The following is a 21986-nucleotide window of genomic DNA, read 5'->3' as shown; positions in this document are numbered from 1 at the left end:
CATGAACAAATTCTTTAAGCTCACCGCGTTGGCGGGCCTGCTGGTAATCGCAGGCCAGTCGTTCGCCGTGGACGATATAACCCGGATTGATCAAATCCCCGTGCTGAAAGAAGAGCCGCAGCACGCAACGGTGAGCGAGCGCGTGACATCGCGCTTTACCCGTTCCCACTACCGTCAGTTCGATCTCGACAATGCCTTTTCGGCAAAAATTTTCGATCGTTATCTGAACCTGCTGGATTACAGCCATAACGTGCTGTTGGCCAGCGACGTGGCGCAGTTTGCCGCGAAAAAGAATCAAATCGGCGATGAGCTGCGCAGCGGGAAGCTGGACGTTTTTTACGACCTGTATAACCTGGCGCAGAAACGTCGTTTCGAGCGTTATCAATATGCATTGAAAGTGCTGGAACGTCCGATGGACTTTGCCGGCAATGATAACTTTAACCTTGACCGCAGCAAGTCGCCCTGGCCGAAAGATGAAGCCGAGCTGAATGCGCTGTGGGATGCCAAGGTGAAGTTCGATCAGCTCAGCCTGAAGCTGGCGGGCAAAGATGATAAAGAGATTCGCGAAACCTTAACCCGCCGCTACAAGTTTGCCATTCGCCGTCTGGCGCAAACCAACAGCGAAGATGTTTTCTCACTGGCGATGACCGCCTTTGCGCGTGAAATCGACCCGCATACCAACTATCTCTCACCGCGCAATACCGAGCAGTTCAATACCGAAATGAGCCTGTCTCTCGAAGGTATCGGCGCGGTATTGCAGATGGATGACGACTACACGGTGATCAATTCGCTGGTGGCCGGCGGTCCTGCGGCGAAGAGTAAAGCCATCAGCGTGGGTGACCGTATCGTTGGCGTCGGCCAGCCGGGTAAAGGCATGGTTGATGTGATCGGCTGGCGTCTTGATGACGTGGTCGCGTTAATCAAAGGTCCAAAGGGCAGCAAGGTTCGCCTGGAGATCCTGCCTGCGGGTAAAGGCGCGAAAACGCGGATTGTTACCCTCACGCGCGAACGCATCCGTCTTGAAGACCGCGCGGTTAAAATGACCGTCAAAACCGTCGGCAAAGAAAAAGTTGGCGTGCTGGATATCCCTGGTTTCTATGTTGGCCTGACGGATGACGTGAAGGTTCAGCTGCAGAAGCTGGAGAAACAGAACGTCAGCAGCATCGTTATCGACCTGCGCAGCAACGGCGGCGGAGCGCTGACCGAAGCGGTTTCGCTTTCTGGTCTGTTTATTCCATCCGGTCCGGTTGTTCAGGTGCGCGATAACAACGGTAAAGTGCGCGAAGACAGCGATACCGACGGCGTGGTGTACTACAAAGGCCCGCTGGTGGTGCTGGTCGACCGTTTCAGCGCCTCGGCTTCTGAAATTTTCGCCGCCGCGATGCAGGACTACGGTCGCGCGCTGATCGTCGGGGAGCCGACCTTTGGCAAGGGGACCGTCCAGCAGTACCGTTCGCTGAACCGTATCTACGATCAGATGCTGCGTCCTGACTGGCCGGCGCTGGGCTCCGTACAGTACACCATTCAGAAATTCTATCGCATCAATGGCGGTAGTACTCAGCGTAAGGGTGTGACGCCGGACATCATGATGCCGACCGGAACGGAAGAGCGTGAAACCGGTGAGCAGTATGAAGATAACGCGCTACCGTGGGACAGCGTCAATGCGGCAACCTACGTGAAATACGGTGACCTGACGCCGTTTGGGCCGGAGCTGCTCAAACGTCACGATGCGCGTATCGCTAAAGATCCTGAATTCCAGTACATCATGAAGGACATTGCTCGCTATAACGCGATGAAAGACAAACGCAACATCGTCTCCCTGAACTACGCGCAGCGTGAAAAGGAGAACGAAGAAGATGATGCGATTCGTCTGGCCCGCGTTAACGATCGCCTGAAACGCGAAGGCAAGCCGTTACTGAAGAAGTTGGAAGATCTGCCGAAGGATTACCAGGAGCCCGATCCGTATCTTGATGAAACGGTTCACATTGCGCTCGACCTGGCCCATGAGGAAAAGGATCGGCCCGCGGTAGAGCCCCCGGCCAGTAAATAAATCCCCAACGGGCACAATAATTTGTGCCCGTTTTCTTTTCCGTCCTTGCCAACTCTGACGGCCTGAATTCAACAAAATGTCAACGCTTTTGCCCAGCGTCAGCAATATGCTACAAAATGTAAAGTTGTGTCTTTCTCGTGACTTAGCGGGGCCTGATGGTTGAAAATTGGCGTCCTACCCATACCATGTGGGTAATCGCATAGTGCGTTTTGTTAAATCGAGGTTAAAAGAAAATTATGATGCGAATCGCGCTTTTCCTGCTGACCAACCTGGCAGTGATGGTGGTGTTCGGGCTGGTGCTAAGCCTGACGGGAATTCAGTCAAGCAGCATGACCGGGCTGCTGATCATGGCGCTGTTGTTTGGTTTCGGCGGTTCAATCGTTTCGCTGCTGATGTCGAAATGGATGGCGCTGAAATCGGTGGGTGGGGAAGTCATTGAGCAGCCGCGTAATGAAACCGAGCGCTGGCTAATGAATACCGTCGCGCAGCAGGCGCGGCAGGCGGGCATTGGTATGCCGCAGGTGGCTATCTACCATGCGCCGGATATTAACGCCTTTGCGACCGGCGCGCGCCGCGACGCGTCGCTGGTGGCCGTCAGCACCGGGCTGCTGCAGAACATGAGCCGTGATGAAGCGGAAGCGGTCATTGCGCATGAGATTAGCCATATTGCCAACGGTGACATGGTTACCATGACGTTGATTCAGGGGGTGGTGAACACCTTCGTTATCTTTATCTCGCGCGTTATCGCGCAGATTGCGGCGGGCTTTCTCGGCGGCAACCGGGATGAAGGTGAAAACAGCAACGGCAACCCGCTGATCTATTTTGCGGTCGCTACGGTGCTGGAGCTGGTATTTGGTATTCTGGCGAGCATCATCACCATGTGGTTCTCCCGCTACCGCGAGTTCCATGCCGACGCCGGTTCAGCAAAACTGGTCGGGCGTGAGAAAATGATCGCCGCGCTGCAGCGCCTGAAAACCAGCTATGAGCCGCAGGAAGCCAGCAGCATGATGGCGTTCTGCATTAACGGTAAAGCGAAATCCATGAGCGAGCTGTTTATGACTCACCCGCCTCTGGATAAGCGTATTGAAGCCCTGCGCAGCGGCGAATATCTGAAGTAACGCTCTGTTCCCGGCTGTAATAAAACAAAAATCCGCAACCTTCGGGCTGCGGATTTTTTTATGTCGATTAAGGGCTACAGCCTGGCGCGTGGCTGCGTGACGCGCAGCCCGCTGACGGCCGCGGCGACAACGGCAAGGATCCCGGCCAGCATAAGAGCGGTGTGGGTTCCGCTATTTCCTGACAGATTAAACAGCAGCGCCACCAGCGCGGCGCCGGTACTCTGCCCAAGCAGGCGCGCGGTCCCCAGCATGCCGCTTGCGCCGCCGCTACGATGAGCCGGCGCTGAAGATACGATGGTGTGATTGTTGGGCGACTGGAACAGACCAAAGCCCGCGCCGCAGAGCGCCATGCGCCAGATAATATCCAGATCCGTGGGGGCGGAGGGCAGTAAAGCCAGGCCGAACAGGCCGCAGGCCATGACGAGAAGGCCAATCGCGCCCAGCAGCCCGGCGTGAACTTTCTCAATCAAATAGCCTGCCAGCGGCGCCATCACCATGGTGGCCAGCGGCCACGGCGTCAGCAGCAGACCGGTTTCCACCTCGCTGCGTCCCATCATTGACTGCAGGAAGAACGGCAGTGAAACCATGGCCAGCATCTGGGCGCAGAAGGAGCATATCGAGGTACAAATTGACAGAGAGAATAGCGGGATACGCAGCAGGTCAATCGGCAGCAGGGGGACTGGCATCCTGAGCTGACGGCGGACAAAAAAGAATCCGACGACCAGCATGGCAACGATCTCCGCCGCAACCAGTTCGCCGGACTGGCCCTGGGCGAAACCGCCGAGCGCGGTAATCAGTAAACCAAAGGTGAGGGCATTCATGATCGCGCTCGGCAGGTCGAAGCGGGTGACCTTGCTGCGGCCCGCGTTGGCGGGCAGATAGCGAATCGCGAGGAGCAGGGAAATAATGCCCAGCGGAACGTTAATCAAAAACAGCCATTGCCATGAAGCCATCGAGAGAATCGCGGCGGCGATGGTCGGTCCCGCCGCGGAGGAGACCGCCACCACGAAAGAGTTGATCCCCATTCCGCGGCCGAGAAAACGCTGGGGATAAATCAGGCGAATAAGGGCGGTGTTAACGCTCATCAGCGCCGCGCCGCCGAGGCCCTGCGCCACGCGCGCCAGGGTCAGCATTTCCAGGCTTGTGGAGAGGGCGCAGGCCAGCGACGTGAAGGTAAAAAGCGCCAGGCCGATTTTATAAATACGCCGATAGCCGACCATATCGCCGAGGAAAGAGAGCGGCAGCAGCGCGATAACAATGGCGATTTGGTAGGCATTCACTATCCAGATAGAGGATGCCGGGGACGCGTTTAAATCGCTGGCGATGGTCGGCAGGGCGACGTTGGCGATCGCGCCATCCAGCACCGCCATCGCCAGGCCTAATACAATGGTCAGAATGGCACCGTAACGCTGCGGTAAAGGCAGCCCATCGGAGAGTTTTTTATCCATGTGAGGTCTGTATCTTATCGGGGACTATTAACTGGGTAATAATTTTAGCATTGATTATTCAGCGGCATGTCGCAGATTTGTAACGAATAGGCAGAAGAACGATTGCGGCTCGCGGGATGCGAATTTATAATAAAAACCGGTTCTAATTTTTATAAAACAGTTGCGATGAGGTGATAAATGGCAGTTGCAGATTTGGATAAACAGCCAGATTCTGTCTCTTCGGTATTGAAGGTTTTTGGCATCCTGCAGGCGCTTGGCGAAGAGCGTGAAATTGGCATTACCGAACTGTCCCAGCGCGTCATGATGTCAAAAAGCACCGTTTATCGCTTTTTGCAGACCATGAAATCGCTGGGGTACGTGGCTCAGGAAGGCGAATCCGAGAAATATTCTCTGACCCTGAAACTCTTTGAACTTGGCGCGCGGGCTTTGCAGAACGTTGATTTGGTACGTAGCGCTGATATTCAGATGCGCGAGCTTTCACGCCTGACGAAAGAGACCGTCCACCTGGGCGCCCTGGATGAAGACAGCATCGTTTACATCCACAAAATCGACTCAATGTACAATTTGCGCATGTACTCGCGCATTGGGCGTCGTAACCCGCTGTACAGCACCGCGATCGGTAAAGTGCTGCTGGCCTGGCGCGATCGTTCCGAGGTTGAGCAGATTCTGGAAGGCGTGGAGTACAAACGCAGCACCGATCGGACCATCACCAGCACCGAAGAGCTGCTGGCGGTTCTGGATAAGGTCCGCGAGCAGGGATATGGCGAAGATAACGAAGAGCAGGAAGAAGGGCTGCGCTGCATCGGGGTGCCGGTTTTCGACCGCTTCGGCGTGGTTATCGCCGGTCTGAGTATCTCTTTCCCGACGCTGCGTTTCTCGGAAGAGCGCCTGAACGAGTATGTCGCGATGCTGCATACGGCGGCGCGTAAAATTTCCGAACAGATGGGCTATAACGATTATCCGTTCTGATTTGCGCGTGAATCGGGCTACAGAATCTGTAGCCCGCTCGCGACTAGCCGTTATCAACCACCGTGGCGCTTTTACGCAGAATAGGGCAATCGGTGATGCCGATAATACCGCTGCTGGAATGAACATACTGTGCGGTACTGATGCCGCGAGCCGTGAGATATTTACACTGCAATCCCAGCCCCCCGGCGTTCTCACTGCTGCCCATTAATACGCCGTAACCGCTTAATAACACGCCAATCCACAAGATAGCCAGCACCACAATGGTACGAATGATCAATCGCATTGTTGCCTCATTATTTGTATTATCCTTGCGTCCATTCTGGCATGAACACCAGTTGAAACAAGTCTATGATTCCTAAACTTGCCTTTCGTATTACAGTTAGCCGCGGTTTAAGAAGGTCATGTTATCCTGGCGACATCTGATACTGATGCGGAGTGTGGAGTGAAAAAATTACGGTGGGTTTTGCTGACAGTCATCATTGCAGGTTGCTTACTGCTATGGACTCAGATGCTTAACGTAATGTGCGATCAGGATGTACAGTTCTTCAGCGGCATCTGCACTATCAATAAATTTATTCCCTGGTAAGACATTTTTAATATGATTGATTTTCTTCTGCTGCGCGGGTGGTAGAATGAGCGCCTTCTCTTTGAGGTGGTGAAATGAGTGAGTTACTAAATCCTGGGATTGTAAGCCTGGCATCCGTGGCGCTTTCTGTTGTGCTGCTGCTTGTCGGCCTGTTGTTATGGTTTTTTGTTAATCGTGCCAGTTCGCGCGCCAATGAGCAGATAGCGCTGCTGCAGGCGCTGCTGGATCAGCAAAAGCGGCAAAACGCGCTGCTGCGCCGTCTCTGTGAGGCCAATGCGCCTGAGAAGGAGATCGCCGCTGAACCTTCAGTAGCCGAAAAGGGAAAAGGCGACGACGATTTCATCCGTCTTGTTGCAGAGCGCTGATCCGACCGACAGGTGCGCACGTTTGCGGTGTGCGCCTGTATCTCACCCGGTTGTATAACTTATTCTTATCTATAAAACCTCTTCAGCTTTTTTCGCGCGCACGGGCCAGCGGAAGCGGCTTTCCCACTCGGCCTTATATTGCTTTGTTTAATTAATCAAATAAAAGAATAGTCGGACTTCGCTGTCATCAGCTCTTCATTATTGTCGTGGAATATTAGTATAGACAATATTTTAAGCTCTTCAATTTACGCGTTTCGATATTATGAAATGACTGCGTTAAAGCAATTTTTCATCTATCGTTATGAGCTTTTATATGCATCTTTATGCAGTGACTTTTGTCTCCCCCTAAAATTGGCGGTTTCACTGCAGCCGGGGACGGGGGCTCTGAAGTCGTTGAGCTACGACGGATAAGTGGCCGCAAGAGAGGATATCCCGGGGGCGCAAGCAGGACGCGATAAGGATAAGTCAGAGCGAGCAAAGTCGCATAAATGTGCAGGCGATCAAATGATTCCCTTATAATCTGTGCGAGCGATCGAGACCCGTCTAAAAATGGCTTGCCATTATTTACGTAGTATGTGATAACACGTTTCGGGTTAAACGAGGTACAGTTCTGTTTATGTGTGGCATTTTCAGTAAAGAAGTCCTGAGTAAACACGTTGTCGTTGAATACCGCTTCTCTGCCGAACCTTATATTAGTGCCTCATGCAGTCATGTGTCAGTTTTATCTATGTAAGCGCCCCACGGGCGAAGAAAACAGTCTAAGGAATTTTGCAAATGGCAAAGATTAAAGGTCAAGTTAAGTGGTTCAACGAGTCTAAAGGTTTTGGCTTCATTACTCCGGCTGATGGCAGCAAAGATGTGTTTGTACACTTCTCCGCTATCCAGGGTAACGGTTTCAAAACTCTGGCTGAAGGCCAGAACGTTGAGTTCGAAATTCAGGACGGCCAGAAAGGTCCAGCTGCAGTTAACGTAACTGCTATCTGATTTAAGACCACTGAATCTTGTAAGAAAGCCTCGCAACTGCGGGGCTTTTTAGCATTTATTGCAAAATATGTCCATTTACCACCCTCCGTTGCGCTTTGTTGCAAATCAACATCGTTATTAGCACTGTTTAGCAACCTGTTTTGTCTATTTCTGTTAAATCAGATGCTTGCAAAATAATGATGGAGCTAAGGTGCAAAAGAACAAACTTAAGTCAGCCGCCAACTTTACCCCGCTAAGGTTTGGGTTGTTGTGCGTGGCGATTCTTTGCTGTATGGGACTGCTGTTGGTCCGGGTCGGCTGGCTACAAATTGTCTCCCCTGACAATCTGGTTAAACAAGAGGACATGCGATCCCTGCGCGAGGAGCCTATTGATGTGCAGCGCGGCATGATTAGCGACCGCGAGGGCCGACCGCTGGCGGTCAGCGTGCCGGTGAGCGCCGTCTGGGTCGATCCGCAAACCACGCTCGAAAAGGGGGGCGTCGGCTACGGTCCGCGCTGGCAGGCAATGGCGCAAGCTTTACATCTCAACCTTAGCGAGCTGGCCCACCGCGTCGAAGCGCATCCTCACGCGCGGTTTCTCTACCTGGCGCGCCAGATCAATCCGGAGCAGGCGGAGTGGATTGATAAGCTTCACCTGCCGGGGATCAATCTGCGCGATGAGTCGCGCCGCTTTTATCCGGCGGGGCACGTTGCCGCTAATCTGCTGGGTTTTACCAATATTGATAACCAGGGTATCGAAGGCGTAGAGAAAAGCTTTAACGCCCAGTTGACCGGTCAGCCCGGTCGTCGTCTGGTGCGTAAAGACCGGCACGGCAACGTCATCGAAAATATCACCGAAGTCCCGGCGGTTCCGGCCCACAATTTGCAGCTCAGTATCGATGAACGTCTGCAAACGGTGACCGAGGACGCGCTGGATAACGCCGTGCGCTGGAACAAAGCGGATTCAGGGGCGGCGGTATTAATTAAAATCGATACCGGGGAGATTCTGTCGATGGCCAGCTACCCGGACTTCAACCCGAACAATCGCGATGATGCGAAGCTGGATGATTTTCGCAATCGCGCCATCAGCGATACTTTCGAGCCGGGGTCGACGGTTAAACCGCTGGTGCTGATGACCGCGCTCCAGCAGGGCATTGTTCAGCCAGATAGCGTGGTGGATACTCATCCGTTTGTCCTCGATGGTCATCGTATTCGCGACGTGGGTTACTATCCTGAACTCTCCCTCACCGGTATTCTGCAAAAATCCAGCGATACCGGGGTTTCGCATTTGTCGCTGGCGATGCCGATTCAGCATCTTATCGATACCTATAAAGCGTTCGGTTTTGGCGACTCTACCGGCCTGGGTTTGACCGGCGAGAGCGCCGGGCTGATGCCGCAGCGCCGCTATTGGGGTCAGCTGGACCGGGCGACATTCGCCTTCGGCTACGGTCTGATGGTCACGCCGCTCCAGCTGGCGCACGTCTATGCCACTATCGGCAGTTACGGTATCGAGCGTCCGCTATCGATAACCCGTATTGATCCGCCGGTGATGGGTACCCGGGTGATGCCGGAGCGAATCGTGCATGAAGTCGAACATATGATGGAGAGCGTCGCTTTACCGGGCGGCGGCGGGACCAAAGCGGCGGTACGCGACTATCGGGTGGCGGTAAAAACCGGTACCGCCAAAAAAATCGGGCCGGATGGTAAATATATCGATAAGTACGTTGCCTATACCGCCGGCGTTGCGCCCGCCAGTAATCCGAAATTCGCGCTGGTGGTCGTGATGAACGATCCCAGCAACGGTTCGTATTACGGCGGGGCGGTTTCGGCGCCGGTATTCAGCCAGATTATGGGGGATGTGCTGCGCCTGGAGAACGTTATGCCCGATGGGATGCCGCAGGGGGCGGAAAATCTTATCGTGATGCATCGCGACGGAGCCCCGTCGCCTGCGCTGTAACGGTGGCCTGGAGGGGCGAATAGCGCTACACTTTCGCCCTTTCAGCACACCGGAGTTGTCATGTCTTACAGTTGCCCACTTTGCCACGCGCCGCTTGAGCGCCGCGATAATAGCTATATCTGCCTGCAGCGGCATCAGTTCGATCTGGCGAAGGAAGGGTACGTCAATTTGCTGCCGGTGCAGTTTAAGCGCTCCCGCGATCCGGGCGACAGCGCTGAAATGATGCAGGCCCGGCGCGCGTTCCTCGACGCGGGGCACTATCAGCCGCTTCGCGACGCTATCTGCGCTTATCTGCAAACCTTCGCACCGACGGATTTACTGGATATTGGCTGCGGGGAAGGCTACTACACGCACGCTTTTGCCGCCATTGCGGCCCATAGCTGGGGCCTGGATGTGTCGAAATCGGCTATCCGCGCGGCGGCGAAACGTTATCCGCAGGTCAGCTTTTGCGTCGCTTCCCGCCAGCGTTTGCCGTTTGAGAATGCGAGCCTGGACGCGATAGTACGTATTTATGCTCCCTGCAATGCCCTTGAGCTGGCGCGCGTTGTCAGGCCCGGCGGCTGGGTTATCACCGCGACGCCGGGACCTCGCCACCTGATGGAGCTGAAAGGGTTGATCTACGACGACGTGCGTTTGCACGCGCAGAGCAGGGAAGAGATGGCAGGATTTACCTTACGTCACCAGCAGCAGCTGGCCTATCCGATGCAGCTTAACGGCAGCGAGGCGGAAGCTTTACTGCAAATGACGCCGTTTGCGTGGCGGGCGAAGCCGCCGGTGAGGGAGGCGCTGCGCCAGCAGGCGCTGTTTGACTGCCAGACCGATTTTTCTATTCACTGCTGGCAGCGCGATGCCTGAGGATTAGCCTGAGAAATGGCTCCAGAGGATCTGGGCGCCAATGCCGATCAGCACGATACCGCCAAGGATTTCCGCCCGTTTGCCGAGCAGCGGGCCGATAAAACGTCCTACCATTATGCCCAGCGTCGACATCATCAACGTGGCGCAGCCGATAGCCAGCGCGGTGGCGATAATATTGACCTGCAAAAACGCCAGGCCAACGCCGACGGCCATCGCATCCAGGCTGGTGGCGAAAGCGGTGGTGACCAGTAGCCAGAAACCGTGACGGCGCGGAGCTTCGCACTCATCGCTATCGCCGCCGCGTAACCCTTCGATAACCATTCGACCGCCGAGAAAAACCAGCAGCACAAAGGCAATCCAGTGGTTCCATTCGAGGACGAACTGGCTGGCGAGCATCCCCAAACCCCAGCCGACAAGCGGGGTGAGCGTTTCGATAGCGCCAAAGATCAGACCCGTCCGCAGGGCTTCAGAAAATTTAGGTTTATGGAGGGTCGCGCCTTTTCCAATAGAGGCCGCGAAGGCGTCCATGGACATGCCGAAGGCAAGAAGAATTGTAGCAGATACATTCATGAGAGCGTCCTGACCGGGGATAATCCATATGACACATCGCTGCCCCCAGTAAAAATACGCAGCTCGCCTGATGATAAAGCGCCGCGTACAGCAGTGATGCGTCTATGGTCTCGCCTGATTGAATACGTTCTGCTTCAACCCGCACGTGCCACGTTTTGCAACGAGTATGTTGACACGGACATTTTCTGCCAGGCAGAAAATTGGCTACTCCCCAATGACGGGCGCAACCTTAACATAATTTTAGAATATAAAACAATAACAGAAATCGGTTATTTTCCCAACCAAATGATAACGATTTTCATTTCAATCTATAGGTAAATGATTAGTTAATAAATATCGCTGAAGTTAACGCCTGGAATATAGCCTCGGCTATATTCCAGGCGCGGGGGGAAAGGGTAAATATAGCGTAGGCTATATTCTTAAGCTATTGAGTGGAAACGAGAATTTTGTATATCTTTTCCAGATCGTCGATATTTCGTACGCGAATAAGCAGGCGCCGTTGTTCTAATTGCATAACCAGTACGCCATCTTCCGATAAATTCATCTCTTTAATGCGCTGATATTCGATCCAGATATTGGCGAAAAAAAAGCCCTGCTGCTTGAAGATGATTTTGGGAGAGCGGATCCAGAACAGATATAGCCCCATTAAGGCCAGGGCAGATAATAACCAGGTGGTGATAAGTTCGCCGTGGTTAGCAATATTGTTATAAATCAGGATAGCAATGAGGCCGACGAAGATAATGCCATCGACGCGGTTGCGGCGGAGCAGGGGGATAGCCAGCAAAACGGGGCCATTACGGCGCGGCATGATGAACTGGTCGTAAACCGCAAACGCGAGCAAAACGAGAATAAACAGGATTAACACCAGGTCCGTGATTGTCATCCATCCTCCAAATAAAAAAGCCGGGGGCAAGCCCCCGGCGCACAACGTGTTGATTACTGGCCCAGCAGTCCGACAGCGTAACCGGCGATACCGATGACGAAGAAGCCCACGATGATCCACAGGGCGTTAACTTTCTTACGCAGCAGCCACATACAGGCGAAGGTCAGCAGCAGCGGCACCAGGCCCGGCATCAGCTGGTCAAGGATGGTCTGCACGGTGGTGACGCGAGTCTGGCCATCCTGACCGGTGATGGTGGAAACCACCAGCGGGATGTTCACGTGCGTCCACTTGTTAACCAGCGCCCCCATGACAAACAGGCCGAGAATTGACGCCCCCTCGGTCAGTTTCTGCAGGAAGCCGCCGCCCATATCTTTAACGATGTCGATACCTTTACGGTAACCGTAAGCGACGCCGTAATAACGGGTCAGCAGACGCACCGCGTTAAACAGGATAAAGAACAGCAGAGGGCCGAGCAGGCTGCCGCTCATGGCGATACCTGCGCCCAGCGCGGCGAATACCGGACGAACGGTACCCCAGAAGATCGGGTCGCCCACGCCGGCCAGCGGGCCCATCAGGCCAACTTTGATACCGTTGATGGCGCCATCGTCGATTTCTGCGCCGTTAGCACGCTGTTCTTCCATCGCCAGCGTTACGCCAAGTACCGGCGCCGCAACGTAGGGATGGGTGTTAAAGAACTCAAGGTGACGCTTAATCGCCTGTTTGCGCGCATCGTTGTTCTCCGGATACAGGCGACGAATAGCCGGTACCATGGAGAAGCAGAAGCCCAGCGCCTGCATACGTTCGAAGTTCCATGAACCCTGGAACAGGTTAGAACGAATGAACACGCCACGAATATCACTCTGAGTGAGTTTTTTCTCGGTGGTATTTTTAGTCATATCAACCATTTCGCTCACCTGTTAGTCCAGTTCGTTGTCGAGATCGTTATTACCAGCAGCCTGCGCAGGCGCACCCGCGACGCGGTTATATTTCGGGCTCAGCTGAATGTAGAGGACAGCCATTACCGTACCAATCACACCCAGAGCAACCAGGTTGAAATCGGTGAACGCGGCGGTAACAAAGCCCAGGTAGAAGAACGGCATCAGGTAGCCGGCGCGCATCATATTGATGACCATCGCGTAACCCACTACCACGATCATGCCGCCCGCGATGTTCAGACCGCCGGTAACCACTTCAGGAATGGCGTTCAGAAGACCCTGTACTTCGCTGGTACCGACGGAAATCGCCACGATAACCGCAGGAATAGCGATACGCATCGCCTGCAGGAATAGCGACGAAACGTGCAGCCAGGAGATGGCCGTCAGGTTACCATTTTCCGCCGCTTTATCCGCAGCGTGCTGGAAGGCAACGGTAATGGTACGGACGATAATGGTCAGCACCTGGCCCGCTGCCGCCAGCGGAATTGCCAGCGCGATACCGGCACCGATGCTTTGGTGGCCCGCGATAACCAGAACGGTTGAGATGATGGATGCAAGCGCAGCATCAGGCGCAACGGCGGCGCCGATGTTCATCCACCCGAGGGCGATCATTTCCAGGGTACCACCGATGATAATACCGGTTTTCATATCCCCGAGAACGGCGCCAATCAGCGTACAGGCCACCAGAGGACGGTGGAACTGAAATTCATCAAGTACCGACTCCATACCCGCAATACACGCGACGATGAACACCAGCACAATCTGAAGAAGGGTAATCTCCATTGTACTTCTCCTGTTGATTAAGTCTTAAGTTGAAAATTGAGTTGCGATCCGCAGAGAGGCTTATTTCACCTTGCCGATCAGATCCATCATTTTCAGTTTCTGGTCGGTGGAAACTTTGCGGGCTTCCAGTTCGATACCGCGGGCGTTCAGCTTCTTGAACGCTTCAATATCTTTTTCATCGACCGAAATGGCGTTATTCACCTGCGTTTTGCCCTGACGGAAAGCCATGCCGCCGATGTTGACGCTGGTGATTTTCACACCGCCTTCAACAACACGTTCAACGTCCGTTGGGTTAGTGAACAGCAGCATAATGCGCTCGCCTGCGTATTTGGGGTTGTTATAGACGCGAATCATCTTCGCCACGTCTACTACGTGGGCGGTAACGCCCGGAGGAGCAACCTGGGTCAGCAGCGTTTTACGTACGGTATCCGCCGCCACTTCGTCGCTGACGACGATAATGCGCGAAACGTTAGTTTCTTTGGTCCAGCGAGTGGCGACCTGGCCGTGGATTAAACGGTCATCGATACGCGCCAGCCCAATAACCATGTAGTCGTTTGGACCCATTGGCTTCAATGGCGCTGCCGCTTTCGGCGCTGCAGCCTGAACCGGAGCAGGGGCGGCCTTTTCCACCGGCTTCGCTTTCAGTGCTTTCACGCCTTCACGACCGGTTTCCACCGCCAGGGCGACCAGTTCATCAAACGAGGGGTTGTCGTCGCGCGCCATCAACGTTTCGACCAGCATCGGGATATTGACGCCCGCGATGACTTCATAATGTTCTTTATCGACGACAATGCGGCTGGCCGCGTTAAACGGGCTGCCTCCCCATGTATCGACGAGAAATAACACGCCTTTAGCCGTATCCAGCTTTGCCAACTGGGCGTTGTACTTCTCAATCAACGTTTCTGCGTTTTCGCCAGGAACGAAATCGATCCAGCCAACGTTTTCCTGTTCGCCCAGCAGCATTTCTGCCGTTTTTAACAGCTGTTCTGCAGCCCAACCATGTGTGCCTATTACAATAGCAATCGTCACTTGCTACCTCCTTTATAATCGTGAATGCATCATCTGTTGTGATACATCCTGAATCACTCTTGCGAACAAAATCGATTCAGTAAGGGTGTAAGATATAAAGTAATTACTACAGCGAATTATTTTAGACAGTGAAAAAATAATTAATGTGATGAAGCTCCGCTAATTTTGCATCGGTTGGTAATTATTTTGCAGCGCAAAAAATAGTCTTAGCTATTGCAAAGACAGGTAAATTTTTTCCAATATTGCTCTATATTTTGCTATGTTTACGTTCCGTTTAATTACTCAGGAGTATAGGGCATAGCCCGCTATATGGACCGTCACCGACGTCATTTCACCTTCCGGCACGCGCGTGCCGCCGTCACCTGCTACGTCTTTTCACCAGCAACAAGTGTCTCGTCTGTGCATGACACAGCGATGACTATGCCTGTCGTTAACTGGAGCTGCTCATGGAATTCTTAATGGATCCCTCTATTTGGGCCGGTTTGCTGACGCTTGTCGTCCTTGAAATCGTACTGGGTATCGACAACCTGGTGTTTATCGCCATCCTTGCCGACAAGCTGCCGCCTAAGCAGCGCGATAAGGCGCGCCTGATCGGCCTTTCGCTGGCGCTGTTTATGCGTCTGGGGCTGCTGTCGGTCATTTCGTGGATGGTGACCCTGACGAAACCGCTTTTCAGCGTTGCCGATTTTTCGTTCTCCGGACGCGATCTTATTATGCTGCTCGGCGGGATATTCTTGCTGTTTAAGGCGACCACCGAACTGCATGAACGGCTGGAGAACCGCCAGCATGACTCCGGTCATGGTAAAGGATATGCCAGTTTCTGGGTGGTGGTACTGCAAATCGTCGTACTTGACGCCGTGTTCTCGCTGGATGCCGTGATTACTGCGGTCGGGATGGTTAACCACCTGCCGGTGATGATGGCGGCGGTGGTGATTGCGATGGCGGTGATGCTGCTGGCTTCGAAGCCGTTGACTAATTTCGTCAACCAGCATCCGACGGTGGTGGTGCTCTGCCTGAGCTTCCTGCTGATGATCGGCCTGAGCCTGGTGGCGGAAGGGTTTGGTTTCCATATACCGAAAGGTTACCTGTACGCCGCGATTGGCTTCTCGATAACCATCGAGTTCTTTAACCAGATTGCGCGCCGTAACTTTATTCGCCATCAATCGACCCTGCCTCTGCGCGCGCGTACTGCCGATGCGATCCTGCGCCTGATGGGCGGGCGTAAGCAGAGCGCTCCGGCGCACGATAGCGACAGCTCGTCCGTGGTGCCGATACCGGAAGGCGCGTTTGCGGAAGAAGAGCGCTATATGATTAATGGCGTACTGACCCTGGCCCAGCGTTCGTTGCGCAGTATTATGACCCCGCGCGGGGAAATTAGCTGGGTGAACGCCGAGCAAAGCGAAGATGAAATTCGCCGCCAGCTGCTCTCTTCCCCGCACAGCCTGTTCCCGGTCTGTCGCGGCGAGCTGGATGAAATCATCGGTATCGTGCGGGCGAAAGAGATGCTGGTGGCGCTGGAAGCGGGTGACAACGTGGCCGCGCTGGCTTCCGCCTCTCCGGCGATTGTGGTCCCGGAAACGCTGGACCCGATCAACCTGCTCGGCGTGCTGCGCCGCGCCCGCGGTAGCTTTGTCATCGTGACTAACGAGTTTGGCGTCGTACAGGGGCTGGTTACGCCGCTGGACGTACTGGAGGCGATTGCCGGTGAGTTCCCGGATGCTGACGAAACGCCGGAAATTGTCATCGATGGCGACGGCTGGCTGGTGAAAGGTTCAACCGACGTGCATGCGTTGCAGCAGGCGTTGGGCGTAGACGATCTGGTCGATGAGGATGAAGATATCGCCACCGTTGCCGGCCTGGTGATTGCCGTCAACGGCCATATTCCGCGCCCTGGCGACGTGCTTGAGCTGTCGCCTCTGCAGTTCACCATCATTGAAGCCAACGACTATCGCGTCGACCTGGTGCGCGTCGTCAAGCTGCGTCAGTACAACGACGAAGAAGAGTAACGTTGATGCCCGTCGGCCTCAGGCCGGCGGGCATTTTTAGGCGTTCATTTCCCGACGCTTTTCCGCCGCCAGCCACTGCGGAAAGTCCTCTACCGGCATTGGCCGGGCGTAATAAAACCCCTGCAATAAATCGACGCCGTTGCCGCGCAGATACGCTTCCTGATCCTGGGTCTCGACGCCTTCCGCGACCGTCACAATTTTCAGCCGATGGGCGAGAGCAATGATCATATCGGTCACCGTCGCGTTAACGCTATCAATCCCAATGGCGCTGGTAAACGATTTATCAATTTTCAGGACATCAGGGCGCAGCTTTTCCAGCCACGAAAGGGAGCTGTTGCCGGTGCCGAAATCATCGATAGCCAGCTGGACCCCTTTGAAATGAAGATGCTCGGCCATATGGTGGTCGCCATCCTGCAGGACGTCACGCTCGGTGAGCTCAACGACCAGCTGCTGAATGGGATGGGCGCTAAACCAGTAGTGATGCAGATCGCGCAGCAGCTCGCCGTTGGCGAAATGGCGGGCGGCGACGTTAATGCTGATGTGAAAATGTTTGTCCTGCGGAAAGCAGGCTAATTTGTGGGCCGTCTGGGAGATCACATAGCGGGTGAGGGGGACGATCAGGTTATATCCTTCGGCTATTGGAATAAACACGTCCGGCGAGATTTCGCCTCTGCGCGGGTTATTCCAGCGCAGTAGTATCTCAACGCCGCAGCACTGCCGAGTGCGCAAGTTCTGCAGGGGCTGGCACCAGAGGGCGAACTCGTGCGCGGCAATACCGAGATTAATTTCGCGGGAAAAGCTCATTCTTCCGGCGGTCGCCAGCCAGGCGATGCCGGTCATTAACAGGCTGATTACCAGCGCCAGCGGAAGCTCGGCCGGCAGTTCGTTAAGGGCGACCGCCGAGGCTCCTGGCCCGCTGACGCTAATGGTAAAGGGGAACTCGGTCGACGGCTGGCGGTAGATGATTTGCTCGCCCGGCAGGGCTTCCTGTTTACTCAGCCCCGAACCGCTAATAAAGCTTCTTTCGCCGACGTTAAGGCCAATTCCGCTGATTAGCGCTGATTTTGCGTTGAAAATTAACTCGCCCAGCAGCTCGATATTGATCACCAGCAGCACGCCGTCGGCGCCGCTAAGCGAAGCGGGATACCACTGGATAAGCACCGGCGTTCCTTTGAGCAGCGAGGCGTCGTAGCTGAAGGTGAGCAGGGGGTGATGGGTGGGTAATGCCGGCTGTAGCTGGTGTATCGGAATGTTGCGTTGGCCAAAAATACTCGAGCAGTACAGCAGGTTCGACTGGACCAGCGCGATGGAGCGCACCGTTTGCAGCGACGCCGCCAGCTTACGTAACGTGAGGTGCACGTCCTGACAGGGCTTATTGACAAGATGCAGTAGCGCGACGTGCTGGGCCGCCAGAGGCCGCAGAATATTATCCATCGCGGCCACCATCTTGTTGGTGCTCATCTGGACGCGTTGCTGATTTAAGCTACGCTGTGAAATAAATCGTATTACTAAGGTTGTTGTCAGCGTCAGTAGCGCGACCAGCAGGCAAACCAGAATGCGTTTCCGGCGATACGTTGTGATGACTTTTTGTGCAGTCTGCATGCGCGACGCCCTGTCGGCTAAAAGTGTTAATGAGAGTAACAGCCGTTATAGAGCAAGTGTAGTGGGCGCAGATAATAATATAGAGCGGAAAAAGAAGAATGCGCCCTTGGGCGCATTCTGTTGAGCTATGATTAGTCGCACTGAACTTTGATAGCCAGGCCGCCGCGCGACGTTTCCCGGTATTTGGCGTTCATGTCTTTACCGGTTTCATACATGGTCTCAATGACCTTATCCAGCGAGACGCGCGGCTCGCTGGTGCGGCGCATTGCCATCCGGCTGGCGTTAATCGCTTTGACGGAGGCAATTGCGTTGCGTTCAATGCACGGAACCTGTACCTGTCCGGCCACCGGGTCGCAGGTCAGTCCCAGGTTATGTTCCATGCCGATTTCCGCCGCCACGCAGACCTGCTCCGGGCTGGCGCCAAGGATTTCAGCCAGGCCCGCGGCCGCCATCGAGCAGGCCACGCCCACTTCGCCCTGACAGCCCACTTCCGCGCCGGAAATGGAGGCGTTCATTTTGTACAGCGTGCCGATAGCCCCTGACGCCAGGAAATAACGAATATAGATATCCGGACTGACGGGCTCGATAAAGTGGTCATAGTAGGCCAGCACCGCCGGAACGATGCCGCAGGCGCCGTTGGTCGGGGCCGTTACCACCCGGCCACCGGCGGCGTTTTCTTCGTTGACCGCCAGCGCAAACATATTGACCCAGTCCACCACGTTCATCGGGTCGTTAGAGAGCTTATCGCTGGCAACCAGCATCCGTCGCAGCGCCGAGGCGCGACGAGGAACGCGCAGCGGACCGGGCAGGACGCCTTCGGTATTCATCCCGCGATCGATACAGGCGCGCATGGTCTGCCAGATATTGGCGAAATAGTCTTCAATCTCTTTTTTGCTGTGCAGCGCCAGCTCATTCTGCATCACCATGCCGGAGAGCGACATGCCGGTCTGTTTGCAGTAGCCCAGCATCTCCTGAGCGGATTTAAACGGATACGGAACGGCGAGTTCGCTGGCGCTCTCTTTGCCGAAATGTTCTTCATCGACGATAAAACCGCCGCCGATGGAATAATACGTTTTACTGTAGATCTCTTTCTCGCCAGACCAGGCGTGAATGGTCATGCCGTTTTCATGCAGCGGCAGGTTGTCGCTACGAAAACGCATGCCGTCATTTTTCGGGAAGTCGACTTCATGCTGCCCCTGGGCCAGCAGCAGGCGTCCGCGCTCTTCAACGTCGCGGATAAACGCCGGAATCGCGTCGATATCGACCGTATCGGGCTGATTGCCCGCCAGACCCATAATAATGGCGATATCCGTGTGGTGGCCTTTGCCGGTTAATGACAGTGAGCCGTAGACGTCGACCGCCAGGCGAGTCACTTCATTAAGCAATCCCTTTTCGACCAGGTCATCGACGAACTGTTTACCGGCCTTCATCGGGCCTACAGTATGGGAAGATGAGGGACCGATCCCCACCTTAAACATGTCGAATATACTAATCACGCTAACACTCCTGACAGGGTTGCCGCGGGTGCGGCAACGATGTAATAACTGCGCATAGTGTAAGAGGGAACCGGGCCATCAGCTTAAGTATTCACATGAATTAAACTAATGAGTAACCATGGATTTACTAATGCTGAGAACGCCGTCTCAGTTTTAGTATAGCTAAGGGCGGGAGCCTATCTGTAGCGCCAGTTCACGGATAATGCCGGCGGTCATTCCCCAGACAAAATAATGCTGATACCAGGATAGCCAGACGCGATGCGAATTGCCGCGGCGATGGATATCCAGCGGGTGATAGCGCCCCAGGCGCAGCGCTTCGGCCAGCGGCATTTCGAAGACCGCGGCGACTTCATCCTGGCTGGCGTGATAGTGCAGGTCAGGCGGAATAATGCCCACCACCGGGGTGACCTGAAAACCGGTTACGCTATCGACCGGCGGCAGAACGCCGATCACCTCGACCGACTCCGGCGGGATCGCCACCTCTTCGTGGGCCTCGCGCAGCGCGGCGGCGATCAGGGTCGCATCGCTGTTATCCACCGCGCCGCCGGGGAAGGCGACCTGGCCCGCGTGCTTGCGCATCAGCGGCGAACGCTGGGTCAGCAGCAGCCCCGGCTGCGGGCGGCGCACAATCGGTACCAGCACCGCAGCCTGACGCTGGTTGAGCGCGTGGCGCGTCGGCTGCGGGCGCAGAAGCTGAAAACGCGAAAGGAAATCGTCAAGTTCGAGGGCGCTGTCCGCCATGTGCTAGCTCTCCAGTTGATGCAGGATACGATTAACTTTATCAAAAGTTTCCTGATATTCCGCCGCCTCTTCGCTATCGGCCACAATTCCGCCGCCGGCGGAGCAGTAGATCCGCCCCCGGCAGGCCGTCAGCGTACGGATGGTAATGCTGGTATCCATATTGCCGCAGAAGCTGAGATATCCGATGCTGCCGCACCACGCGTTGCGCCGCTGCGGCTCCAGTTCATCGATGATCTCCATCGCTCTGACCTTCGGCGCGCCGGTGATTGAGCCGCCGGGAAAGGCCGCGCGCAGCAGGTCGGCGGCGTGCAGATGCGCGGGCAGTCTGGCGGTCACGGTGCTCACCAGATGATGCACGGCGGGGAAGGGCTCCACCACAAACAGCTCAGGAACGCGAACGCTACCGGGGACAGCAACCCGGCCAATATCGTTACGCATTAAATCGACGATCATCAGGTTTTCGGCGCGGTCTTTTGCTGAGTTCGCCAGCTTTTGCGCCTGCAGCGCGTCCTGCTCAGGATCGGCCAGCCTGGGCAACGTCCCCTTGATGGGCCGGGTCTGAATTTCGCCTTGCCGGAGCTGAATAAAACGCTCGGGCGACAGGCTTAATATGGCGCCCTCCTGGAGGCGAATAAAGGCGCTGAACGGCGCGCGATTAACACGGTTTAGCTGACGGAAGGCCAGCCACTCATCCCCGCGATAGCTCGCCGTAAACCGCTGCGCCAGGTTAACCTGATAGCAGTCGCCGCTGTGCAGATAAGCCTGAACCTGGCGAAACTTTTCGCCATACTCCGCGCGGCTCATATTTGAGCGCCACCCTGAGGTGAGGGCAAAGGGGGCCGCGGCAGGCTCGGCCTGCGCTTCCAGCCACGCCAGCCGCGCCTGCGGATCGCCATAGCTGAATAACGACACTTCCCGGCGCTGATGATCGACGATTAACGCCCAATCATAAATGCCTACCGCCATATCCGGCAGATCGATATCCGCCTCGGCCTGCGCCGGCAGATTTTCAAAGCGACGACCCAGATCGTAGCCGAACAGCCCCAGCGCCCCGCCGAGAAACGGCAGCTGCGGATGAGCCTGCGGCTGCAGGTTAAAGCGCGCCAGCTGTTGATGCACGAGAGTGAGCGGATCGGCGGCAGAGGTTGAGACGGTTTCCCCATCGTTTATGACGGTCATATTGCCGCGAGTCACCAGCGTTGCGCGCGGCTGGGCGACAACAATGTCAAAACGATTATGCGGATGTTCGGCAAAACCCGAGTGCAGCAGCATCGCCCAGGGCTGTGAACTTAATGGGCTAAAATAGTCTTCAGCGGCATCCGGACGCCAGGGCAGGGAAAGCATAGCGGGGGACAACATGGTCTTCTTTAATCCTGATCGTGACCGCCCGCTGGTATACGAGAGGACGGCGTGAAATAATTACGCCCCACAATGTAGCAGGAGTAAGTGATGTTTGCAGGTTTACCTTCGCTGAGCCACGAGCAACAGCAAAAAGCAGTGGAACGAATTCAGGAGCTGATGTCGCAGGGCATGAGCAGCGGCCAGGCCATCGCTTTGGTGGCGGATGAACTGCGCGCCTCGCATACCGGAGATCGGATTGTGGCGCGCTTTGAGGATGAAGACGAGTAAA

Annotated in this window: 22 protein-coding genes; 11 read left to right on the top strand and 11 right to left on the bottom strand. The window is 55.2% G+C overall.

The window, feature by feature from the left end; genetic code table 11:
* The first annotated feature begins 1 nt into the window (after position 1).
* Complete coding sequence (gene prc / locus CMQ96_RS01265) at positions 2 to 2050, top strand: carboxy terminal-processing peptidase (protein ID WP_024359858.1); 2049 nt, start codon at positions 2 to 4, stop codon at positions 2048 to 2050.
* 236 nt (positions 2051 to 2286) lie between these two features.
* Positions 2287 to 3168, top strand: a complete 882-nt coding sequence (htpX, locus tag CMQ96_RS01260; protein ID WP_004122003.1) for a protease HtpX — start codon at positions 2287 to 2289, stop codon at positions 3166 to 3168.
* 74 nt (positions 3169 to 3242) lie between these two features.
* Here htpX and CMQ96_RS01255 read toward each other — a convergent pair whose 3' ends face one another.
* On the bottom strand, positions 3243 to 4616 hold the full coding sequence (locus CMQ96_RS01255; RefSeq protein WP_049089562.1) for an MFS transporter: 1374 nt from the start codon (positions 4614 to 4616) through the stop codon (positions 3243 to 3245).
* Between the two features lie 177 nt (positions 4617 to 4793).
* On the opposite strand from CMQ96_RS01255, the gene kdgR reads away from it, so the two are divergent.
* Positions 4794 to 5585 (top strand): DNA-binding transcriptional regulator KdgR, encoded by a 792-nt coding sequence (kdgR, locus tag CMQ96_RS01250; RefSeq protein ID WP_004134849.1) that lies wholly within the window; start codon positions 4794 to 4796, stop codon positions 5583 to 5585.
* A gap of 43 nt (positions 5586 to 5628) precedes the next feature.
* On the opposite strand, the gene CMQ96_RS01245 is transcribed toward kdgR, so the two are convergent.
* On the bottom strand, positions 5629 to 5868 hold the full coding sequence (locus tag CMQ96_RS01245; protein WP_004122000.1) for a YobH family protein: 240 nt from the start codon (positions 5866 to 5868) through the stop codon (positions 5629 to 5631).
* A gap of 159 nt (positions 5869 to 6027) precedes the next feature.
* Between CMQ96_RS01245 and mgrB the strand changes: the two genes are divergently transcribed.
* The 6 genes from mgrB to rlmA all read left to right on the top strand — a co-directional run bounded on the left by mgrB (position 6028) and on the right by rlmA (position 10311).
* Entirely contained in the window at positions 6028 to 6171 is a 144-nt protein-coding gene (mgrB, locus tag CMQ96_RS01240) for a PhoP/PhoQ regulator MgrB (protein WP_004134851.1), read from the top strand.
* 74 nt (positions 6172 to 6245) lie between these two features.
* The gene (locus CMQ96_RS01235) at positions 6246 to 6536 is read left to right on the top strand and encodes a YebO family protein (protein WP_004134855.1); all 291 of its coding nucleotides are present in this window, start codon (positions 6246 to 6248) and stop codon (positions 6534 to 6536) included.
* A gap of 616 nt (positions 6537 to 7152) precedes the next feature.
* A complete protein-coding gene (locus tag CMQ96_RS01225) occupies positions 7153 to 7269 on the top strand; it encodes a DUF2627 domain-containing protein (RefSeq protein WP_004134862.1) in 117 nt (38 codons plus the stop codon).
* Between the two features lie 41 nt (positions 7270 to 7310).
* Positions 7311 to 7520, top strand: a complete 210-nt coding sequence (gene cspE / locus CMQ96_RS01220) for a transcription antiterminator/RNA stability regulator CspE (RefSeq protein WP_001062678.1) — start codon at positions 7311 to 7313, stop codon at positions 7518 to 7520.
* Between the two features lie 190 nt (positions 7521 to 7710).
* The gene (gene ftsI, locus CMQ96_RS01215; protein WP_049089561.1) at positions 7711 to 9456 is read left to right on the top strand and encodes a peptidoglycan glycosyltransferase FtsI; all 1746 of its coding nucleotides are present in this window, start codon (positions 7711 to 7713) and stop codon (positions 9454 to 9456) included.
* A gap of 60 nt (positions 9457 to 9516) precedes the next feature.
* Entirely contained in the window at positions 9517 to 10311 is a 795-nt protein-coding gene (gene rlmA, locus CMQ96_RS01210; RefSeq protein ID WP_098065708.1) for a 23S rRNA (guanine(745)-N(1))-methyltransferase, read from the top strand.
* A gap of 3 nt (positions 10312 to 10314) precedes the next feature.
* On the opposite strand, the gene mntP is transcribed toward rlmA, so the two are convergent.
* The 5 genes from mntP to manX all read right to left on the bottom strand — a co-directional run bounded on the left by mntP (position 10315) and on the right by manX (position 14511).
* Positions 10315 to 10881, bottom strand: a complete 567-nt coding sequence (gene mntP / locus CMQ96_RS01205; protein ID WP_082237028.1) for a manganese efflux pump MntP — start codon at positions 10879 to 10881, stop codon at positions 10315 to 10317.
* Between the two features lie 424 nt (positions 10882 to 11305).
* Positions 11306 to 11764, bottom strand: a complete 459-nt coding sequence (locus tag CMQ96_RS01195) for a DUF986 family protein (RefSeq protein WP_098065706.1) — start codon at positions 11762 to 11764, stop codon at positions 11306 to 11308.
* A gap of 53 nt (positions 11765 to 11817) precedes the next feature.
* Positions 11818 to 12669: a PTS mannose transporter subunit IID gene (locus CMQ96_RS01190; protein ID WP_004103307.1), complete on the bottom strand. Its 852-nt coding sequence runs from the start codon at positions 12667 to 12669 to the stop codon at positions 11818 to 11820.
* Positions 12670 to 12681: 12 nt separating this feature from the next.
* Entirely contained in the window at positions 12682 to 13482 is an 801-nt protein-coding gene (gene manY, locus CMQ96_RS01185) for a PTS mannose transporter subunit IIC (protein ID WP_004121991.1), read from the bottom strand.
* Positions 13483 to 13542: 60 nt separating this feature from the next.
* Complete coding sequence (gene manX / locus CMQ96_RS01180; protein ID WP_004138485.1) at positions 13543 to 14511, bottom strand: PTS mannose transporter subunit IIAB; 969 nt, start codon at positions 14509 to 14511, stop codon at positions 13543 to 13545.
* 446 nt (positions 14512 to 14957) lie between these two features.
* On the opposite strand from manX, the gene yoaE reads away from it, so the two are divergent.
* On the top strand, positions 14958 to 16517 hold the full coding sequence (yoaE, locus tag CMQ96_RS01175) for a CNNM family cation transport protein YoaE (protein WP_049114332.1): 1560 nt from the start codon (positions 14958 to 14960) through the stop codon (positions 16515 to 16517).
* Positions 16518 to 16553: 36 nt separating this feature from the next.
* On the opposite strand, the gene CMQ96_RS01170 is transcribed toward yoaE, so the two are convergent.
* From CMQ96_RS01170 to pabB, 4 genes are all read right to left on the bottom strand, one after another.
* On the bottom strand, positions 16554 to 18119 hold the full coding sequence (locus tag CMQ96_RS01170; RefSeq protein ID WP_024357818.1) for an EAL domain-containing protein: 1566 nt from the start codon (positions 18117 to 18119) through the stop codon (positions 16554 to 16556).
* Between the two features lie 131 nt (positions 18120 to 18250).
* Positions 18251 to 19615 (bottom strand): L-serine ammonia-lyase, encoded by a 1365-nt coding sequence (gene sdaA, locus CMQ96_RS01165; RefSeq protein ID WP_004138492.1) that lies wholly within the window; start codon positions 19613 to 19615, stop codon positions 18251 to 18253.
* A 162-nt stretch (positions 19616 to 19777) separates the two neighbouring features.
* Complete coding sequence (locus CMQ96_RS01160) at positions 19778 to 20356, bottom strand: CoA pyrophosphatase (RefSeq protein ID WP_004121986.1); 579 nt, start codon at positions 20354 to 20356, stop codon at positions 19778 to 19780.
* Between the two features lie 3 nt (positions 20357 to 20359).
* Positions 20360 to 21715 carry an aminodeoxychorismate synthase component 1 gene (gene pabB, locus CMQ96_RS01155; protein WP_024357819.1) on the bottom strand — a complete coding sequence of 452 codons (1356 nt, stop codon included), beginning with the start codon at positions 21713 to 21715 and terminating at the stop codon, positions 20360 to 20362.
* Between the two features lie 90 nt (positions 21716 to 21805).
* Here pabB and CMQ96_RS01150 point away from each other — a divergent pair, with 90 nt between their 5' ends.
* Entirely contained in the window at positions 21806 to 21985 is a 180-nt protein-coding gene (locus tag CMQ96_RS01150; RefSeq protein WP_004103292.1) for a YoaH family protein, read from the top strand.
* The last annotated feature ends 1 nt before the right edge of the window (position 21986 follow it).

This window comes from Klebsiella sp. MBT K-1, from assembly GCF_002556465.1.
Classification (GTDB): Bacteria; Pseudomonadota; Gammaproteobacteria; order Enterobacterales; family Enterobacteriaceae; genus Klebsiella; species Klebsiella grimontii.
This window is presented reverse-complemented; position numbering and strand designations above follow the sequence as displayed.

Excerpts from the sequence above, each read along its gene's own strand:
- rlmA (WP_098065708.1), top strand. The coding sequence starts at position 9,517 with ATGTCTTACAGTTGCCCACTTTGCCACGCGCCGCTTGAGCGCCGCGAT.
- CMQ96_RS01195 (WP_098065706.1), bottom strand. The coding sequence starts at position 11,764 with ATGACAATCACGGACCTGGTGTTAATCCTGTTTATTCTCGTTTTGCTC.
- pabB (WP_024357819.1), bottom strand. The coding sequence starts at position 21,715 with ATGTTGTCCCCCGCTATGCTTTCCCTGCCCTGGCGTCCGGATGCCGCT.
- CMQ96_RS01245 (WP_004122000.1), bottom strand. The coding sequence starts at position 5,868 with ATGCGATTGATCATTCGTACCATTGTGGTGCTGGCTATCTTGTGGATT.
- CMQ96_RS01160 (WP_004121986.1), bottom strand. The coding sequence starts at position 20,356 with ATGGCGGACAGCGCCCTCGAACTTGACGATTTCCTTTCGCGTTTTCAG.
- kdgR (WP_004134849.1), top strand. The coding sequence starts at position 4,794 with ATGGCAGTTGCAGATTTGGATAAACAGCCAGATTCTGTCTCTTCGGTA.
- CMQ96_RS01170 (WP_024357818.1), bottom strand. The coding sequence starts at position 18,119 with ATGCAGACTGCACAAAAAGTCATCACAACGTATCGCCGGAAACGCATT.
- CMQ96_RS01225 (WP_004134862.1), top strand. The coding sequence starts at position 7,153 with ATGTGTGGCATTTTCAGTAAAGAAGTCCTGAGTAAACACGTTGTCGTT.
- cspE (WP_001062678.1), top strand. The coding sequence starts at position 7,311 with ATGGCAAAGATTAAAGGTCAAGTTAAGTGGTTCAACGAGTCTAAAGGT.
- yoaE (WP_049114332.1), top strand. The coding sequence starts at position 14,958 with ATGGAATTCTTAATGGATCCCTCTATTTGGGCCGGTTTGCTGACGCTT.
- manY (WP_004121991.1), bottom strand. The coding sequence starts at position 13,482 with ATGGAGATTACCCTTCTTCAGATTGTGCTGGTGTTCATCGTCGCGTGT.
- CMQ96_RS01150 (WP_004103292.1), top strand. The coding sequence starts at position 21,806 with ATGTTTGCAGGTTTACCTTCGCTGAGCCACGAGCAACAGCAAAAAGCA.
- CMQ96_RS01255 (WP_049089562.1), bottom strand. The coding sequence starts at position 4,616 with ATGGATAAAAAACTCTCCGATGGGCTGCCTTTACCGCAGCGTTACGGT.
- mntP (WP_082237028.1), bottom strand. The coding sequence starts at position 10,881 with ATGAATGTATCTGCTACAATTCTTCTTGCCTTCGGCATGTCCATGGAC.
- prc (WP_024359858.1), top strand. The coding sequence starts at position 2 with ATGAACAAATTCTTTAAGCTCACCGCGTTGGCGGGCCTGCTGGTAATC.
- CMQ96_RS01235 (WP_004134855.1), top strand. The coding sequence starts at position 6,246 with ATGAGTGAGTTACTAAATCCTGGGATTGTAAGCCTGGCATCCGTGGCG.
- CMQ96_RS01190 (WP_004103307.1), bottom strand. The coding sequence starts at position 12,669 with ATGGTTGATATGACTAAAAATACCACCGAGAAAAAACTCACTCAGAGT.
- htpX (WP_004122003.1), top strand. The coding sequence starts at position 2,287 with ATGATGCGAATCGCGCTTTTCCTGCTGACCAACCTGGCAGTGATGGTG.